At 54.0% G+C, this 19,263-nt stretch carries 10 protein-coding genes; 5 read left to right on the top strand and 5 right to left on the bottom strand.

Going from position 1 to position 19,263, the window contains the following annotated elements:
- Position 1: 1 nt before the first annotated feature.
- Together Poly59_RS09765 and Poly59_RS09760 are read right to left on the bottom strand one after the other, a co-directional pair.
- Positions 2-5,626, bottom strand: coding sequence for a protein kinase domain-containing protein (locus Poly59_RS09765; protein ID WP_146533874.1), 5,625 nt, complete (start codon positions 5,624-5,626; stop codon positions 2-4).
- A 10-nt stretch (positions 5,627-5,636) separates the two neighbouring features.
- The gene (locus Poly59_RS09760) at positions 5,637-9,533 is read right to left on the bottom strand and encodes a hypothetical protein (protein ID WP_186776129.1); all 3,897 of its coding nucleotides are present in this window, start codon (positions 9,531-9,533) and stop codon (positions 5,637-5,639) included.
- A 356-nt stretch (positions 9,534-9,889) separates the two neighbouring features.
- Here Poly59_RS09760 and Poly59_RS09755 point away from each other — a divergent pair, with 356 nt between their 5' ends.
- The 3 genes from Poly59_RS09755 to Poly59_RS09745 all read left to right on the top strand — a co-directional run bounded on the left by Poly59_RS09755 (position 9,890) and on the right by Poly59_RS09745 (position 14,425).
- Complete coding sequence (locus Poly59_RS09755) at positions 9,890-10,744, top strand: hypothetical protein (RefSeq protein ID WP_146533872.1); 855 nt, start codon at positions 9,890-9,892, stop codon at positions 10,742-10,744.
- A gap of 4 nt (positions 10,745-10,748) precedes the next feature.
- Positions 10,749-12,497 carry a preprotein translocase subunit SecA gene (locus tag Poly59_RS09750; RefSeq protein WP_186776128.1) on the top strand — a complete coding sequence of 583 codons (1,749 nt, stop codon included), beginning with the start codon at positions 10,749-10,751 and terminating at the stop codon, positions 12,495-12,497.
- Positions 12,498-12,784: 287 nt separating this feature from the next.
- Positions 12,785-14,425, top strand: a complete 1,641-nt coding sequence (locus Poly59_RS09745) for a hypothetical protein (protein WP_146533870.1) — start codon at positions 12,785-12,787, stop codon at positions 14,423-14,425.
- Here the strand turns inward: Poly59_RS09745 and Poly59_RS09740 are convergent.
- The gene (locus tag Poly59_RS09740) at positions 14,407-15,708 is read right to left on the bottom strand and encodes a hypothetical protein (protein ID WP_146533869.1); all 1,302 of its coding nucleotides are present in this window, start codon (positions 15,706-15,708) and stop codon (positions 14,407-14,409) included. The genes Poly59_RS09745 and Poly59_RS09740 overlap by 19 nt on opposite strands.
- Positions 15,709-15,986: 278 nt before the next feature.
- Positions 15,987-16,427 (bottom strand): hypothetical protein, encoded by a 441-nt coding sequence (locus tag Poly59_RS29315; protein WP_222436072.1) that lies wholly within the window; start codon positions 16,425-16,427, stop codon positions 15,987-15,989.
- Positions 16,428-16,462: 35 nt separating this feature from the next.
- On the opposite strand from Poly59_RS29315, the gene Poly59_RS09735 reads away from it, so the two are divergent.
- Both Poly59_RS09735 and Poly59_RS09730 read left to right on the top strand, forming a co-directional pair.
- Complete coding sequence (locus Poly59_RS09735) at positions 16,463-17,152, top strand: class I SAM-dependent methyltransferase (RefSeq protein WP_186776126.1); 690 nt, start codon at positions 16,463-16,465, stop codon at positions 17,150-17,152.
- On the top strand, positions 17,149-18,192 hold the full coding sequence (locus Poly59_RS09730) for a glycosyltransferase (RefSeq protein ID WP_146533867.1): 1,044 nt from the start codon (positions 17,149-17,151) through the stop codon (positions 18,190-18,192). Before Poly59_RS09735 ends, Poly59_RS09730 begins: the two co-directional genes overlap by 4 nt.
- Before the next feature lie 13 nt (positions 18,193-18,205).
- Here the strand turns inward: Poly59_RS09730 and Poly59_RS09725 are convergent, their stop codons facing one another.
- Complete coding sequence (locus Poly59_RS09725) at positions 18,206-19,240, bottom strand: NAD-dependent epimerase/dehydratase family protein (protein WP_146533866.1); 1,035 nt, start codon at positions 19,238-19,240, stop codon at positions 18,206-18,208.
- Positions 19,241-19,263: the final 23 nt, after the last annotated feature.

The raw sequence follows: 19,263 nt of genomic DNA, 5'->3' as shown, positions 1-19,263 counted from the left end.
CTCACAGTTCATCAAGCGAGTCAAACAGGTTGGTGGACTCGATTATATGCGGTGCCTCGGCAGGCCACAGGATCACTTTGCCGTCATCGCCGGAGGTCATCAATAGTTGGCCGTTGCGGCTAGCGTCAACCGAGGTGACATCACCGCTGTGGCGGCGCAGCGACACGATCTCGCGTCCCTGCTCTCGCTCTCCGTCGGCATCGAGCGATCCCAGGCGCGGATCCCAGACTCGCGCTGAGTCGTCATCGGATGCCGTCAGCACACGTAACGTTTGCCCGCTGCCGATCACGCCCACGTCACGGATGACGTCGGCGTGACCATTAAGAACGACCGGCTGACCTAAATCATGGTCGTCGCCAAGCATCCAAACACGCGCTTGGTGATCCGTGCTGCCCGTCGCGACGCAATCGCCATCACTCGAAAATGCCGCCGATACGAAGTCTCCGACTTTGGGCGAGTCGAACGTCCACCTTGGTTCCTTCTTGCCCATTTCCCAGATTGCAACGTGACCGCGATCGCCGACCGCTATCAACCGTTTGGCGTCCAGTGAAAACGCAACTCGCCGAATGCGTGCGATGTTGCTCTTGCCTAGAGTCTGCAGTGGCGTGATCGACTGTGCCGCCGAGTCCCATTTCCAGAGACGGGTCATCCCATCATCCCCGCCCGTTGCGATGACATGGTCCATCTCGCCGATCGGCAGCGGTGAAAACGCAACGCTGCGAACCGGTCCCAAGTGAGGTGATTCCAGTTTGCCCATCGCACGGCCCGTCGCCACATCCCAGATTTTGACCGAGCGACTTGCTGTGGCCACGAATTTGCCGTCGCCCGAGAAGCATGCTTGAGTCAATTCGGCATGAGACCGAAAACTCTTGACGAGCCTTCCCGTTTTCAGGTCCCACTCGAAACCAGCGTTCTGGTTCATCGTCAAAAGGTGATGTTGGTCCAGTGGGATGACGACTTCCGAGACTTCGAGTTGACGAGGAATCTCGAATCGATGACTCACCTTCGCCTCGCCGGCGCCGCTGCGAAGCCCTGTCCCGTCAAACATTTCAACGACGGTTCCCGTGCTTGCTTTCGAAACTTTAACGTTGGCTTGGCACACCGTGATCACGGCCCCGGTCGGATCCATTCGGACCGACGTGATTCGAGGTCGTTTGCGATTGTTTTCGTCACCTCGTGAATCCAGTCGACCTGACACACGTGACAAAACACGGTGAGCGCCGTCGTCTAAATTCCAATGCGTTGCCTTGGTCGTCAGGCTGGTTTCGGTTGACAGTTCGCTCAGCGTCACCGCCGAACGTCCGTCACTCGATATCGCGAGCTGTGTCACGAAGCCATCGTGATTCAAACGTCCAATGCGACTGCGTGTCTGCACGTCGATTTGAGTCAGTTGTTCATCATCGGCGGCAATCAGCAATGTCCGTCCGTCCGGTGAGAATTCGACGTCATTGATCCGGAATCCTCGTACGTCCTCGACGGGTTGTCCGATCGGGTTGCCGGACTTTGCGTCCCACAACAACCCGTATCCGCCGCGGTCACCGGTGAAAACTTGCGACCCGTCCGGTGAGATTGCCATCGCTGTCAGTGCTTGTTCGTGGCCGCCAAATCGCTGCAATCGTTTCGCTGGATTCTTCCCGCTCGGATCAATGCTCCACAGAATCGCTTTGGCGGTCGGCGAGCTTGATCCGGTCAACAGCAACTTGCCATCATTGGAAACCGCGAACGCATTGTTGAGCCCGGTTCCACGAACTCGGTCGACTTCAACACCGGTTCGAATGTCCCAGATGCGAAGCGTTGCGTCGGCGCCGCCAATGAACAATCGCTTACCCGCGGGATCCATTTCCATTGACATTGCCACATAGGAAGTTCCCTCTTGCAGCACATCGTCAGCAGATTTCAAAGTGACCGTTTTCTTGAATCGCAATGTCTCGGGATCGATCTCCAGGATGCGAGCGGTGTGATCGCGACTTGCTGTCACAATCATGGACCCGTCACGCGAAAACCGAGCTGACGAAATTTCCTTGTCGTGTGCTTCGGCATCGCGATTCACAACGTTTCGATCAAGCGCCGCGTGCTGATCGGCAACGGTTTGGCCAACAAATTCACCATGATAGCTCGACGGCTTCCAAGTTCGGATCGATGCGTCGTTTGATGCCGACACCGTTTCTTCGCCGGCCGAGTCCAAGAAATCTGCCGCGACGACCCATCCGCCATGCCCACGCATTGTCGTTCGCAAGTCACGCCGATCAACGCCCCAAAGTTTCAGGGTGTAGTCATCGGACGCGGTCAGTAACGTCTTGCCATCATCGCTGAATTGCAGCGACCGGATTACGTCGCCGTGCGCGGGCAAATTCTTGTTTTTTAAATTGGCGGCTACGCCCGTTGAAACAAACTGAGGGTTTGTGTTCAGCGATGCGTCCACCAAACGAACGAAAGGAACCTGGTTGTTTTCTTGCGGCGACTTGGCATCAGCTCTCGATGATTTTGTTTTGGTGTCGCCGTCGACCGCGTCTATCGCTTGTTTGATGGATCCGTCATCATCGATGGGCGCAAGGTTGGCGGGGTTCCAAATCAAAATATTGCCGTCGTTGTCGCCCGAAGCGACGTAACGCCCGTCGGATGTGATCGAAATGGCTGAAACGGGCGAAGGGTGCTGGTTAAAAGTACCCCGCTTTTGAGCATCGAATCCACTGGACTTGTTGGCCCCGTTTCGGCCAACCCAGTAAGTCACCCGCCCGCTCGATTCGTCTGCGGTCGCGGCCGCGATTGTCAGCGTATCGCCAGTCCCGGCAACGGCAATTTGACGCACCGGCGACCAATGCCATAACGCTCGATCGGCTGTCAACTCGCGGCCGGTGGATGCGTTCCAAACCCGAACGGTTCGGTCCAGCGAACTGCTGACTAAACGGCCGTCGCGTGTGTATTGAAGATCGGTAATGGTTTTTGCATGGGCTTGCAGCACCCGGTCGCCGTCGGATGACAAGATAACGATGTCACCTGACTGAGTCCCGACCGCCACACTGGATTCATCACCTGCAATGGCAACCGCAGTGGGCTGTTTCGATTGCATTCGACTTGTTACGACGTCGTACTTGTCGACGATCTTGCCGTCGACCGCGAACTGGACCAATGAAACGACACCGGACGACGTTGCGACCACACCTCGCCTGCCACGACGGAAAAGGGAAAGGTCAATCACCGGTGCATCCATTTGTAATTCGGATTGCGATTGGTTGGCCTGTTGCCACAACCATCGCCATTCCCATCCGTTGGATCGAGGAGAAGACTTAAGCTCCTCGAGGATTTTGCGAGCTCCTTTACCGTCGTTGGTTTCCAGACGTGCTTTGGCGAGTCCGATCTTTGACACGTACTCTTCGTATCGTGCCAATTGCCGATCACGTTCGGCATCTTGCCTCGCGCTGGCTTCGTTATCTCGCGCTTCGGCGGCTTGCTCAGCAGCAATCCTCTCTTTCTTGGCACTCAAGTTTGCGGCAATGGTCGCTTTTTCTGCTATTTCTCTCGCGATCGCTTCCTTCTGCCGAGCCAATTTTTCGCTCTCCGCAGCGATCGTAGCTTCTGCGGCCGCTGCTTCCGCTCGCTTTCGTTGTTCGGTCGCAAATTCGCGTTGCTCTTGGGCGTGTTTTTTTTCCTCTTCTGCGACTCGTGTCTGCTCCTCAGCGATGCCCTGCTGCCTTTTAGCGTGATTTGCTGAATCATTCGCTAGCGCACGTTGCCGGTCGATCATGAAGATTGCCACACTGCCACCGATCAAAATGAAAGCCAACATCGCAGCAGTCAATTTTCTGAGCAGTTGCAGACGCCCGACTCGCGATTCACGTTCGTCGCGGGCCTTGATCAGTTTCTCTAGCAGTTCGCTGTGGTCTGGATCGTTTTCGTCGAGCAACCCAATTCCCGACTCGTACTCGCCGAGTTCGTACGCCATTTCGGCGTGAGCGATCGTCGTTTCGGCCAATCCTTGGCGAGCACGCTCGTTGCCGTTCCATGACTTGATGGCTTCTTCAAAGCCTTGGCTTGCGCGATGGAAATCGGCCAGCGACCGCGACTGTTTCCCATGCGCGAGCAACGCAAACGCGCGGTTGGTTTGTCCGATGCTTTGGTCGTGCGCAATGTATTGACGGATTGCGTTTTGAAACTCGCCAACCGTTTGATAGCGGTCCGAGGGCTTGGTCGCCATCGCTTTAAACGCGATATCAAGCAATTCGCCCTTGTATTTGTCATCGACCGCTCGAATTGCGTTTGTGCGAACGACTTTCAAGCACTCTGAAACGTTACGTGCGTGGTGGGGCGCGTGTCCCGTCACGATCATGAACAGGGTCGCGCCCAGCAAATAGATGTCGGCGGTTGGTCCAATCCGTTCCAGCGGACCGGTCGCCATTTCCGGCGCCATGAACGACGGCGTGCCGCCAAGTCCAGATGTCGAAATGATCGAGGTCTGTTTTTCTTTATCGTAGTCGGTCGTTGGCAGCGCCAGTCCCCAGTCCATCACCATGACCACACCAAAGTCACCCAGCATGATGTTTTCGGGTTTGATGTCACGGTGAACAACGTTCCGAGTGTGCGCAAAGCCAATCGCATCGCAAACTCGCAGCAGAACTTCCAAGTTCTCGGGCTGCGACATTTCCTTCAAACGATCCGACCACGGCGTCCCGTCGACTCGTTTCATCGAATAGAACAGTCCGCCATCGTCGGTCACGGCGACATCGTGGATTGGGACGATATTGGGGTGGTCCAAGTCGCCAGTGATGATCGCTTCGGCAAGGAACTGCATCTGCCGTTCTTCTTCGACTTTTTCAAGTCGACCGGATTTTAGCAATTGCTCGCGGCGCTTCTTGTCCAGCGGTTTGATGACCTTCAACGCTAGCAGTCGGTCAAGCGACCGTTGACGGGCCAAATAGACGTCGCCCATCCCCCCCTGACCAAGCTTGCGATTGAGTCGATAGTCCGACGGCAAGTTCGGATCGCTATGTGCTTCCGCGATGGCACTGCGACGCAAGCGTTCAAAATGCCGATCCGAGAACGTCCGGTCGATCGCTGGCGAATCGATGCTGCGATTTGCGCTGTTCTTGCCGAAACTGGCTTGGTCTTCACCGTTGCCAACGACTGTGTTCCACAGTTTTGCCTCTTCGTCAGACAGTTCACGCGGGTTTACCGTCGCGTCGATTTTGGGACTCGAAAGTGTTAACGAACCCTTGATTGCAATCGTCGCGTCGTTGACCGAATCAAATGCACCGACCGTGGATTGGGTCAATTGAGATTGGGTCGATTGATCGTCGGATTCGGGCTGTGGTTTGCCTTCGCCGCGATAGACCACCGTCTTGTTCGAACTGATGTCGGCCACCGTTTGATCGACGGATCCTGAATTGCCAAACGCAACGGTCTTGTCAATTTGATTGTCAATCACGGGATCCGGCGGGGCGATGTTGACCGTGCTTTCTAGTGTCACGGTCGCATCAAGGTCATCCGCGTCGGGTTTCGAGTCGGATTTTGCGACCGGCGCAACCCTTTCCGCACCAACTTCGGATGGGACGCGTTCGTCGGCGTCCATTCCAATGGTTTCGTCATTCGGCGAAACGGGATTCGCCGGTGATTGTTTTTTCTTATCCATAAACTTGCACTCACTCAGTCCGATTTTCTGCGAAGCGGTGCCAACGTTTCAGGCGTTTAGAATCGTCATCGATTTGTCGCCGGCGACGGCGGAGAATCGGCGTGGTAGAAATGATCGTGGCACCCATTGCGGCGCTAGCAATGACGACCTGGGATGCATCGTTATCGCTTTCCAGGCCAGATCGGACCGTCGAAAATTCTGGGGTCTGAGATGGCGACGGATTGTTGCTCTCGATCGCGTCGGCTGGGGCATTGCCGGTGTCTTGTTCGGACTGGATCGAGTCCAATCGTTTTAACCTCAATTCACCTTCGTCGAGTTCGGTTTCGGGCAGCGTGGCTTCGCCATCGCGAACGTCAACTTTCAAAATCGAGCGTTCGTTTCCGTCACCCAAAACGTATTCGATTTCATAGGCACCGTCGGGAAGTTCGGCGAATAGTTCTTGGATCTTATCACCGTCCAAGATGTCATCGGGAAGCTTTTTCGGCGCGACCAGATCGCTCCCGTTGGGGTTTGGTGAAAGGGCTCGAAGTTGGAAGAATTCTTCACGGCTTGCTGTCGAGGCGGTTGTGGATTCAGTGGTTTCGAGGCTGGTTGAGGTTAACGCCACCGATGTTTCGGCGCGACCGATGAAGGTTGGCGTTTCAAGTTCGGGAATCACGTCACGAACAGGGAAGAATGCGACGGGAATTGTCAGGCTGGGAATGATGAAACTGGCTTGCCCTGAATCTAAAACCGATGTGGTCGGATCGTCGGTCGACGATCCGATACCGCCAGCAATCAGGTTCGCAACTCCACTTTGAGTTACTGTTTCCGTGCGAACGAAAATCGATTCGTGATGCCGGACGGCAAACCGAACTTCAAGCGGTGCGGTCGCCGCGGCGCGTCCGTTCAACGTGCTGCCGAGGATGTCGTCTTGCGAGTCGTAGAAGTGCTGTACAGTGATCGATCCCGATCCGGATGCCGTGGTTGGGTTGATGGGTTGCCCGTTCAACGTCACGCCGACGAAGGTATTGGCATCGGCCGACAGCCCATCGATCTGTTGAAAACGGCGAGTCTCCGCACCCCAGTCAATGTCCACCGTTAGTCCCCGTTCGCCCGTTTGTCCGATGTCAAACGACAAAATGCCTGTGGCATCGTTCACCAATGCCTGTTCTAAAATATTGACGGTGATCGAATTCGGATCATAAAACGCGAAAGGATTCGTCGCCAATCCGTTGGCATCGATTTCGACTCCCGCTAGTTGTTCGTCGGTATCAATCGGGCGCGGCGAGAATAGTCTCGCGGTTCCTTGATCCATCCCCGTATCGATCTGCACGCCTTCACCGATCACCAGCGTTGGAGCGTCGATCAACACCGCTCGGTCAGCATCGACGATGGACGTCACGATGGGCGTTGACTGACCCAGCGAGGTTTGCGGTGCTGCGAACAACTGGGTGATCTTCGATGCCTGCAATTGAACGTCGTCGGACAATGTGATTGACTCAGTCGCCACCAATTCGATTCGTCCTAGTTCGCCGCCGGCGATCAGTTCGGGATCGGATGTTCGCGCTTCGTTGTCATCGTCAACGCTAAGGTCGACGACTGTGATCGATCCGCCCGCCTCAATCAATATTTGGCCGTTCGCCGTCTTTAATTCTCCGTTGATGTGCACGTCGCCTTGGGCTCGCAATTCGATCGGGCCGGTTTCCAGGGATTCAACTTGTTCCGCAAAAATGTCGTGGTTGGCTGTGATGAAGATGCCGCCGTTTGCCGAACGAATATCGACCAATCGTACTGTCCCCACGGAGTCGAAAATCCGGACACTGCCGTCGAAATCAATGTTTTCCAAGGTGATGAAGTCGTTTTGCATGTTGGTTAATTCGATCTCGCCCGTATTGCTGGTCTGCAAACGATTGACGGTCACAAATGTTCCCGGTGCCTGGTCAATGCGACCACGAATGTTCTTGTCGACACCTAGCACCAATCGTCCTTCGACTGCGATTGTATCGCCGAGCTTGACTCGGCTAGCGTTTTCAAACGTGATCGCATTCAGCGCCGAATCGCTTTGAAGTCGCGCCGCTGTCGTATCAATGGTGCCACCACCGCCATCAACATGGATGACGCCGGTGCCAACAAAGATTGAGCCATCGACGTCCACGAGCGTCAACGACTTTAGCGATACTTTACCGTTGGCGTTGTCGACCGTTGTGTCAACATCGCCGACTAGGTGAATCGTATCTGCTGATAGATCGAGGTCGCCGCTGATGAGGATCGGTCCGTCAACGGTTAGCAGGTTTCCAGTGGTGACTTGGACGTCTTTGACAATGCTGATCGAGTCTTGGAAATGTACATCTCTAGATCCCGAGACCGTGAACTTTTCTGTCAGCGATTGACCGACCACTTGACCCGTGAATGTCGTGTTGCTTGCCGAAGTGATTTGTGACAAGCCGATCGGCAGACGTAGTCGTCCGTCGATCACGATGTCACCACTCTCGCGAGTCTGATAGATGCCGCCGATCATGCGAATCGAATCCGCCGACAGTTTTAAATCGCCGCCCGTCACGCTGATCGATTGGGTTTCAATTTGTCCGGTGTCCGTTCCCGCATCGATGCTTAACGAGGACAGGTCGCTGCCGTTGGGCACAGCATCCGTTCGACCGACGTCGCCTTGCAACCGAACGGTGCCGCCAACTCGGACACCGCGTGAATCCAAAACCAGCGAATCGTTTTCTCCGTCGGATGACACGATCGAGTCAAGAAACAAAATTCGGCCACCCAAATCCGCGGATTGTTGATTGCCAGAATCGACTAGCACTTGTCCATCAACAGCGACCTGACCGGACACAGTGATCGTTCCGCCGGAACTAGTCAGTGTTGCATCGGACAGTTGATTCAAGTTGGCGGTCAATCGAATGGACCCGAAACGATCCGGCGATGCGGTCGACACATGATCTGTGATCGACAGCGTGTCCTGTGAAATCAAGTCAACGTTGCCACCGAATGTGTTGATGGATTGATCAACAAACAGATCGCCTTCCGTCGAAATCAAGACCGAGTCGGATTTGATAGCCGAGTTGATTCGGACGTCGTCGCTAATGTCACGCACCGACAGATTGCCGAAAATCGTGAATGAAGTCGAATCGTTCGCCGCGGCTCCAAACTGGACGGACGATGCCGACGCAATCTGGACATCGTTTACCGCCTGTCCGCCCGAGGCATCAAAAGTTCCCAACGTTAAATCGGCGTCGTTAATCGCGAAACGCAGAATCGCGTTCGGCTGGTCTGCAGTGACGATTGCGTTAGAAAAATCTATGTTAGTTGAACTGACAAACGTTACGTCGCCGGCAACGACCAACTGGCCGTTCAGGTTCAATCGGCCCATGCCTAAGTCGATGACTGTTTGCGAATTCGGGTGTCCGACCGTGATTGTTTCCGATTCAATCTCGATTGAGCGATTCGAGGTCGCCGACAAAGGATCGACGCTGGAAATTTCGGTAGAGTCGAAGCCGTCACTCGCGACAATTTCGATGCTAAGGTCGCTCGGGATTTGCAAATCAATTCGGTCGTCGCCACCACCAAGATCAAACCGAATCTTGCCCGAAGTGACCAGGTTAGGATTCAGGGGAGTGGTCGAGACGCCGGGGTGGTTGGCGATCTCGATGGCTTCGTTGGCACCATCGTGAAGCTGCAGACCACCGCTAGTATCGATCGACAGCGAAACCGTTTCGGCTGCATCGGTGCCGGTGATTAACAATTCGCCCAATGCCGTCAATTCAGCTGTCGCGTTCAACACCAAGCGGGGTTCGAGTTGGCCGAACATGGGCCGAGCCAGCCGGGTCTGACGAATTGGCACGACACCAGACTTTGGTTTGCGCAGCGGCCAACGCCATCGTTTGAAGAGTGTCAGACGGAATTCGCGGCGGTGCATGAGATTGCGAATTGGTAGAGGAGTTTCGTACGCGAAAAGACGGCCAAAGGAGTCGTTCATCCTAGTCGAATGCCCCGAATTTTCCTCCGATTTCGCCTTTGGAATTTCAATTTGACGTCACGGAAGCCCCCCGTTTTGACTTGGCAAATGAGGCAAAGCGTACCGGTTGAGTCGGTGGTGCCGAGAATCCGGATTCTGTTGGCCAGCCTAGACGTATGGAGTCGAAATGAAGGAGGAGAGATGGTTCATTGTCGGTCATTCGCCGTCTGCCATCGAGCTGTGAATCTTGGCTGCAATTTCGAGTCAAGCATTCGTCGACCCTTCCTCGACAATCTTTATTCGAAAAGGCGATCGCCGTGACGCGTCTGTTCCCAATCGATTTCAAGCCGGAATGCCGCCTCCTGTTGGCCTCGATTTGCGGACTCGTCTGGCTGGGCGCCGGACTGGGAAGCGGGGTGGCGGACGGGCAGTCGCCGATCTTGGATGATTCGATGGATCTTCGATCGCCGATGGACGACGGCGAACTATCACTACGTGAAATGCTAGAGCGAGGCCCCGAGACAGACGGTAAAAACGACAAGGAGCGTCGCGAGTCACGAAGCGATGACGACGTTAATGCGATTTCGACGGCCGATCTGTTGAAAAGCAAATACACCGAAAACGACGGCGGTTCCGGTCTTGACGAATCGGGTAAGGAATCGGCCGGCGAAGATTCTGAAGACACAGACGATTTACCGAGTCGTTCAAAGACAGATCCGCTTTCGCGGCTAAGAAAGCCGTTGAGTTCAATCCGACTATCGAGTAACGATCGATCAGCGAGAGTTCCCGAAGACTTGGCTGCTGCCTCCTTTGATCGGGCTGAACAAGCTGGGGTCTATGTCACGGGGACCGGATTGGGGGTGCCTCGCCCGAACCGCTACACCGAGTGTTTCCAGCATCGACCGCTGTACTTCGAGCAAGCGAATCTAGAACGGTGTGGCCAGAGTTATGGAGTTTTTCAAAATGCAATTTCTGGATTCCGGTTTCTGTCAAATACAATGATGCTTCCCTATCACATGACCAAGCAGCGCCCGGATTGTCCGGTCGCACGCGGAGGCGATTGCCAGACATGCCAGTCCTATTCGATCGATTGGAACCCGTTTCCACTAGACAGTCGTGCTGCGCTTGCCGAGATGGCGGCGATCGGTGGATTCTCGTTGCTGTTGCTGTAGTCCCGTGATCGGTCACGGATCTGAATCGCCAAGAGTTCCCGAGTCAATCATCGAGGAAGTATCGCGTGCCGCGGAGTCACATCTTGACGTGACGATTCGGCTGTCGCAGATTTCCGCCGGGCACCACATGATGTCTCGATCAATTGTCGAGATGCCAACCGGCGAGGGGAAAACGCTGGCGACTGTGCTGCCTGCGGTCGCGTTTGTTCGCCGCGGTCGCCGCGTCTGGATAGCAACGGCCAACGATTATTTGGCGGCGCGCGATGCCGATTGGATGCGACCGGTTTATCAAGAACTTGGCATCAGTGTTTCGGCGGTCGTGGGCAACTTGTCGTCCACCGAACGGGCGGCCGCGTATTCGGCCGACGTGACCTACGGAACGATTCGTTCCTTCGGATTCGATTTCCTGCGTTCGGAACTCCAGCAACGTCATTTAACGTCAAACGTGCGTGAAACGTCGTTTGACGGAGACGTCTTGATCTTGGACGAAGCCGACAGTTTGCTGATTGACGAGGCTCGTACGCCGATGGTCATCTCCGAGCCTCACACCTCGGTCGACCGATCGGTCGAAGCCAGTATTCGGTGGTCCGCCTGTGTTGCCAATGAATTGGTTCCGGACTCGGATTTCGTCTTTGATCATCAGGCTGGGCTGGCCGCGTTGACCGCTGCGGGGCGGAAGTCCGCATTGTGTCGCCCGATGCCTGCGTCGATGCGAACGCTCACGACAACCGAGATCTTGCATACGGTCGAGATTGCCATTCTGGTGGCTGGGTCGATCTTGCCTGATGTGCACTACGTGGTTGACGATCGCAGAATCAAATTGGTCGACGAATACACGGGACGCAAATCAACCAACCGAACTTTTAACGCTGGATTGCAACAAGCGATCGAAGCACGCGAGGGACTGACGCTTACGCCGCCAAGCGACCCCGTCGCTCGCATCGCCGTTCAAGATTTTGTTGCAAAGTTCAGACACCTTTGTGGTTTGACGGCGACAGCTTGGGAAGATCGACAAGAGTTGCGAAATGTGTATGACCTTGCCGTACATCGGGTTGCACCGGAGCGATTATCACGGCGTGATGTTTGGCCCGTGTGTTGCTTTGCAAGTTCCGATGAAAAACGCAGCGCGATCGCCCGAGAGACGGTTGAAGTTGTGGGTGCTGGCCGCGCGGTGCTGATTGGCACGCGGACCATTGAGCAATCAGTAACCTTGAGCGAACATTTCGATGCCGCCGGTATAACTCATCAATTGTTGACGGCTCGGAATCTTGAATCAGAAGCCATGATCGTGGCCGAGGCTGGCCAGGCCGGACGGGTCACGATCGCAACCAACCTAGCCGGTCGGGGAACCGATATTGCTCTGTCGGACGAAGTCCGTTCGGCGGGGGGATTGCACGTCATCGTCAGCGAGCCACACGCATCCACCCGAATTGACCGACAACTGATCGGACGCGGTGCGCGGCAAGGCGATCCCGGCAGTTCGCGAATTTTTGGCGGCGCCGAAGACGCGATTCTGTGGCAGGCGTTTGGCCGCGCCAAAGCGGACGAAATCCAGCGGCAAGCTGCCGACGCCGGGAAACGCGCAGCGCCGGATCTGTCGTGGCTGAGACGACGCTTGGCTCGAGCGCAGGCGGTTGTGACGCGAATGCACCGATCCGATCGACGGCGGTTGGCAGTCGCAGAAGCCAATTTGGCTGTCACTTTGCGAGGTCTTGGCCTCGACCCTCATCTTGATCCGCTGCCGTCGTCGTGAAATCGCGATGGGGGGGCTGGCGGGCGTCGTTGACTTTGTCGGTCACGCAAGATGTCCAGCGTTGCGAAAATGCAACATCCGTATCGATAAATAAACAGGCAGGGGGGATTGGCTAATTTTGACGGGCCCCAAAACAGCAAAAACGACGTTTTTCGCGGGTTTCCTCTACATTTTGCTCAAGCCTTGCGTACTCTTGAAAGAGTGGATTCGAATGCAGCCAACGCGCGCAAATCGGGTCCACGCGATCCATCTTTGGAAACCTTTGTACACCGATTCGCAAGTCAATTATGATTCGTCGCTACCCCTTCGACTTTGCCGCCATCACTCGTTTTGCAACCGGCCGACTTGGCATGGTCGCCGTGCCTTCGCTGGCATTTGTGCTGACTGCCGCCGGAAATGTGAACGGCCAAGATGCTTGTTGTTTCGAGCCTTCGTATCGGCTGCAATGCGAAACTGTGATGGAACCACAGACTGTCCAACGTTTTCGTTTGTCGTATGAAACTGAATACGTTGACGAGCAAGTGACCAGTTACCGGCCGGTGCTGAAGACTCGCACCGAAGAACGCGAATACAAAGTCGCCAAGCCGGTTGTTGAAACCAGTTTCCGCGAAGAGCGTTTCACGGTTTGGAAGCCGGTGGTCGAAACGTCCTACCGTGACGAGACCATCCAACAGACTCGTTACGTCAACGAAACATCGGAACGTGAAGAGCAATACACCACGTACCGTCCGGTTGTCGAGACTCAGTACTATCAACAACAGTATTCGGTCCAGCGTCCCGTGACGGAAACGTCGTACGTCGATCAACAGTACACGGTGCAACGCCCGGTTGTTGAAACCCAGTACCAGTCGCAACAGTACACGTCGATGCGACCGGTCACGACGATGCAAAACCAGACCTATGACGCCGGTGGCTACGTTGCCCAACAAGTCGTGACACCGGGTACCGTTCAAAACGGTTTGGCGTACGTTCCCAATGCGTACGCAACACCCGGTCCGCTGGGCATCTTCGCTCGCGTCCGTGGTGCCTACGCAGTCGTGCCCCAGGTCACACCACCGTCGGTGCAGACTCAATATTCTTATCGGCCAAACTACATCACCCAACAAGTTGCGAACACTTCGTACGTGCCCGAGACTCAAACGGTCCAAGTACCGGTGCAAGTTCAACGCATGCAACAAGAAGTCGTTAGCCAACGCGTTCCTGTCCAAACGACTCGTATGGAAACAAACGTAGTGACGCAGAACGTCCCCGTGCAAACGACTCGCATGGTGGCAACGACCGAAGTTCGAAAGGTTCCATTCGTCGTTCAACGTCCAGTCACGGAAACTTTGACACGCAAGGTTCCTGTCCAAGAACAAAAATGGGTGACCGAAGAACAAGTGCGTAAAGTTCCCGTCCAATCGACGCGGATGGTTTACGAAACTCGCAAAGAGCCTGTTCAAGTTCAGTACTACGAACAAGAAGCGGTCGTGCAAACAGTTCGCAAGCCCGTCCAAAAACAGGTTTATGTTCCGTATAACGAAACCGTCATGGTGCCGCGTCAAGTGGTGCAAAAAATGCCGATCTCGTACTACGATCCGTTTAGTCCTGCGATTGTCAGCGGTTACTCATCGTTCTCGCCATCCGTCAATTCAGTGCCGTACAGTACCAGTCGTGTCATCATCGATCCGTCGCCCGTTGTCGTGCAGCCCGATGATTCAGGCAACTCGGTTTTGGAGTCACCGAAGTCATTCAGCGATCAACCCAAGTCGCGTTTGCAATCGGTCGAACGTGTGCCGATGGAAGATCCCTATCAAGATGATCCATCCGACGCCGAAGAACTGCTTCCACCGGTGCTGAACGCACCCGAGACCAATGACAGTGAAACCACCGCGACGGAAGCCGGATGGCGAATCCGTTGGAATCCTATCTATGCTCGGGAAGTCTGATCAGGTTGGGCGGATCTAAATTTCAGATACGCGAAGGTGTGAATGGGAAACGCGACGATCAGCATTGCGGTTGCGTAACCGACCAATAGTCCGTTCGTCCCGCCATAGTATCCTCCCAACCAAACGGCTACTGCTACTGTTCCATAGCCAAGGACGCTGGCACCGATCAGCGGGCTGGACCGGCGTGACAAAACGTAGAACCCTTGGATGGCAATTGCGTGGGTCAAGACGCAGCCAACACCAAGCATGACAACTTGAGTGACCGACAAGAATCGTGGCACCAGAGCGACCGAAGTCCAAGTTTCCGCGATCGGCAGTAAAGCGATCAGCGCAGTGAGTGTCCCCAGTCCGGTGACTAACAGTGCGGTTGATGTAACACTAATCTGTCGCCATAGCGTTCCCGCTTCTTCGCGGCGTCTGGCACCATGCATAGCCGCCACCAAGGGGTACTTTGTTTGGATCCAGGCCAATGCCAGCATCTGGATTGCGGAGGTAACCGTTAGAGTCATTCCCAACGGCGCAGCTTCGGTCGCCGAGTGAAAATTGATTACGATCACGGTGAACAAACCGGTTGCGATGTAGAACACGATGCTGACGATCGCGCTTCTCCACTGAATCGGAGCGACATCATATCGCCACGAAAAATTGAATGGTCGCTGCTTCACGACCAAGAATTGTTGGAAAAACGAAGCGTGCCGCCAATGCGTTAGGTATGCCATCCATCCGACCTGGACGGTCGCCGAGAGAACCAGTACCCAAAGCTTGAACCCCAGCGTCAGGCCCAGCCACACGACGAGGCTGCCGGTGATCATCTGAAACAGCCTGTTGCGGTACACTTCTGCTCGAAAACCCGCGCCCTCCAAAATGGCGATTGAAGGTGACAGAAAGACCGTGATAGCTGACAATGGAATCACGAACGCGAGTGGCCATTGCCAACCGTCGGCGTTCCCTCGTTGGAAAGTGATCCATCCGATGGCAAATGCCAAGGCCACGAACAAGATACTTGCGATCGCGAACCAGCGGCGAGAATAGCGGATCAGCTCAGCCATCCTTTTCATCGACTCATTCTGTACGTCTGAATCGCTCGTTCCGTCTCCGGAAAAATGTGGCAATTCGTGACCGGCTTGCCCGATCAGGACATTTAGCAGTCCAAGTTCGAACAGGGACTGAATTCCAATGATGCCGATAATGGCCGAATAGACACCCTGGTCCTGGAGTGAGAAGTTAACAATGATCAGAGCGATCGTGATCGGCCCCGCTAGCACTTGCCAGACTTTGTTCAAAAGAACAAAAGCCAGTGAACGGTCTAGGTGAAGCCGTTCCGACAATTTTCTAAGTATGTTGGTGTTTGGCAAAAATATGCGGGGCATCGAACAACAACGCTACAAACAGAGAGTGAGGCAAACGAGTACGATCATACCTGACCGTCTCCTCTCGACCATTGCCCAACCGCTAATCACTTGCTGGTCTGCTAGTTATCGATCCGCAAGGATCTAGCGTGCGGTTTGATCGAAAGTTGCCAAAAGGAAATTCAGCCCCTCGGGAGACCATCTTTCAACTTTCAACCATTGTGTGGGACACTGTCGCGACTTACCGTTTGTTCGTTGGCAGTATGCGACGACCTAAAGTACACGGTCAAGCAAAGTTGCTTGACAATATGATTCGCCAGTTCTTTCGATCGAGTCGATGACATTACTGCAGCCTCCCGAGCTAGAGCTCGTCGATTGTCCGATTTGCAATAGCCGAGACTACCGTAAAGTCGTCGAAACGGTTGACTACCTTTTTCAAATTCCGGGCGTTTATGTCGTTTGCCGCTGCCATAGTTGTTGCCATTTGTATTTAAACCCGCGGCCGACAGCTGCCACGCTTCATCGCTGTTATCCTTCGGAGTACGGGCCGCATCAAACTCCAGCCCCGCATGAAAATGAATGCGATAACGATCACAAAACCCCGTGGTATTTTCGTTATCTGCCGCTGAAGCGTATTCCTGGGTTGCAGCCATTTTACTATTGGTTGATGGACGACCGCGGTCAACCGATGCCACGTTTGTCAGAGAGCTCTGGGCATCGAGTTTTAGAGCTGGGTTGCTCTACCGGCGCCTATTTAGGAAAGCTTGCTGCCGCAGGTTGGCAAGTGGTCGGGATTGAACCAAGCGTGGTCGCGTCACAAAAGGCACGCGATAGTGGATTTGAAGTACACACCGGTGTGCTTGATGATATCGGTTTTCCGCCACATTCATTCGATGCCATTTGTGCTTGGATGGTGCTGGAGCACATCATCGATCCTGTCAAAACCCTGCGCGTGTTTAACAAGCTTCTTCGCCCTGGTGGTCAACTGCTGATTAGTGTTCCCAACGCAGGCTGTTGGGAATCAAAGGTGTTTCGAAAGTATTGGTACGTTTGGGAACCACCTCGGCATTTGCACTATTTTGATCCAAAGCGAATGAAGAAGCTGTTGCTGGATAATGGATACACCGATGTCCAGATAATTCATCAGCGAAATGTACTTAACTTATTTGGTAGCCTAGGAATTGTTTTGAAGCGTTTTCGACTAACCGAAAATTTGGGGCAACGAATCATGCGTTATCCAGACTCGCCGAGGTTTATTGTTCAATTGATTTTGGCTCCCGTTGCTCAGACGCTCGCATTTTTGAGGCAGGGCGGGCGATTGACGATCATCGCAAATACATCAAGCAATCAAACATTCATCAGGGATCTACCGAAGTGAATATCTTGTTTTTGTCGTCCGGCGCAACCGTCCCATCGGCAAGGTTTCGCATCCTTCCGTACCTGCGTCATTTCCAGGCGGACGGGCACCGTTGTTATTGCGCCAATAGCTTCCCCCAAAAGTACGACTATTTCCCATGGATGGGGTTTCGGCCCAGTCAATTACTCAAACGAAGCGTTCGTTGGTGGCACTGGGTGCGTGCAAAACTATCTGCTTTCGACATCGTTTTTATCGATCGTGAAATTTTCGATAATCAGTCTTTGGAAATGGAAGAGCGTTTCCGTGAAGCCTGCGGAAAAATGGTTGTCGACATTGACGACGCAATTTTTCTGCGTTGTCCCGAAAAGTTTGATTGCTTGATGAAGATGGCAGACCTCGTCATTTGTGGAAATCACTTCTTGATGGATCGTGTCCGACCACTCAATGACCAATTGCTTCATATTCCAACCTGCGTCGATTTGGACGACTACGAGCAGCGTCCGCTTCCGTCTGTAAACGAGGTGCCTGTGGTTGGATGGATCGGAACGACAGGGAATCTAAAGTACTTGCAAGTCCCCTCTGAGGCGTTGCGCGAGGTCGCAGGCAAGGTCCCGTTTGAATTGCGAGTCATTGTTCCTGATATTTCGCCACTTTCGGAAATCAACCTTAGCGGCGTCAATCTGGTGCATCAGCGATGGGACCCGAGCGGAGAGGTGCAACAGATTCAGCAAATGGACGTTGGGCTAATGCCGTTGTTCGCTAACCAGGAATGGGACATCTATAAGTGCGGTTTGAAGTTGATTCAGTACTTGGCGGTTGGGGTGCCAGCGATCGCCGCACCCGTGGGCGTGAATTCCGAAATCATTGATAATCAGCAAAACGGATTTACTGCCCAGACGACCGAGGAGTGGCAATCGGCGCTCTTAAAGATGCTTTCCGACCCATCCATGCGTAATCAAATGGGACTACGTGGGCGGCGGACCGTTCAGGAAAAATACTCGATTCTCGCCAACTATCCAATTTTGAGAGATCGGCTCCTCGAGTTGGCGGCAACGTCCTGACGATCGCAGCGTTTCACTTGCCGTGATGTGATCGCCAGCTGGGCGGCAGGCCTTGGTCAATTTCGATATTTTCGAAAGTCGCACTTGTTCGATCCCCAGCTTGCTTGGCCCAATCTGCCATTTGTCGAATCCCAATCACAAGCGGAGTTTCTTCGGACTTACCGAATACACGGTCGGCTTTACTGTGGTCCGAATAGGCAAGGTGGACTTCGTTTCGAGCCGGCAGGAATTCGATGTCAGGTTTGCCTTTGAATTCTTGCGCGACAACGTTTGCGAGTTCGCGGACGCTGACTGGTGCGCTAGCGCCGATGTTGAAAACCTCGCCTTCGGCCTCTTTGATAAAAGGCGCTGATAGCATGGGGGTGATGATATCAGCAATGTACGTAAAGGCACGCTGCTGCGAACCATCACCAAAAACAGGTAGCGGCAATCCCTGCATCATCCGGTTTATGAATATCCCTACGACGTTGCGATATCGATCACCAATGTTTTGATATTCGCCGTAAACATTGTGAGGGCGAAACACCGTTGACTTTAGCCCAAACATATCTGCGGCGGACTTAAGGTCCAGTTCGACCGCAAGCTTGGCGATGCCATAGGGATCTTCTGGATGCGGATTGGTTGCTTCTGTCATCGGAACTTGCCCCTTGCCATAAACGGCAATGGAGCTGGTGAAAACGAAATGTTGGACGCCGGCGTTAACCGATTCGTTGATCAAATTGACGCTTCCGATAAGGTTGTTTCGGTAATTGAAGCGACGAATGAAATGGCTTAGCCCTTCAGCTGCGTAAGCTGCCAAATGAAATACATAGCGGATCTGTTGGTTTGAAAATAATCCCGCAACATCATCTACGTTGGAAACATCGCCATGGATAAACGAAACTCTTTCATGGACTGGTAGGTTGTCCTTGAATCCACCCGAAAGATCGTCAAACGCGATGATTTTAAAATCTTCATAACGTTTGTCTTCCAAAATGCCCCGCACAATATGAGAGCCGATGAATCCGGCTGCGCCAGTAACAAGAACTGTAGTTGTGGATTCAGTCATGATGATCGATAGAGACTTGGTGA

It is taken from the genome of Rubripirellula reticaptiva, from assembly GCF_007860175.1.
In the GTDB taxonomy this organism is placed as follows: Bacteria; Planctomycetota; Planctomycetia; order Pirellulales; family Pirellulaceae; genus Rubripirellula; species Rubripirellula reticaptiva.
Note: the sequence above shows the minus strand (reverse complement) of the source record. Positions and strands in the feature narration are given on the sequence as shown.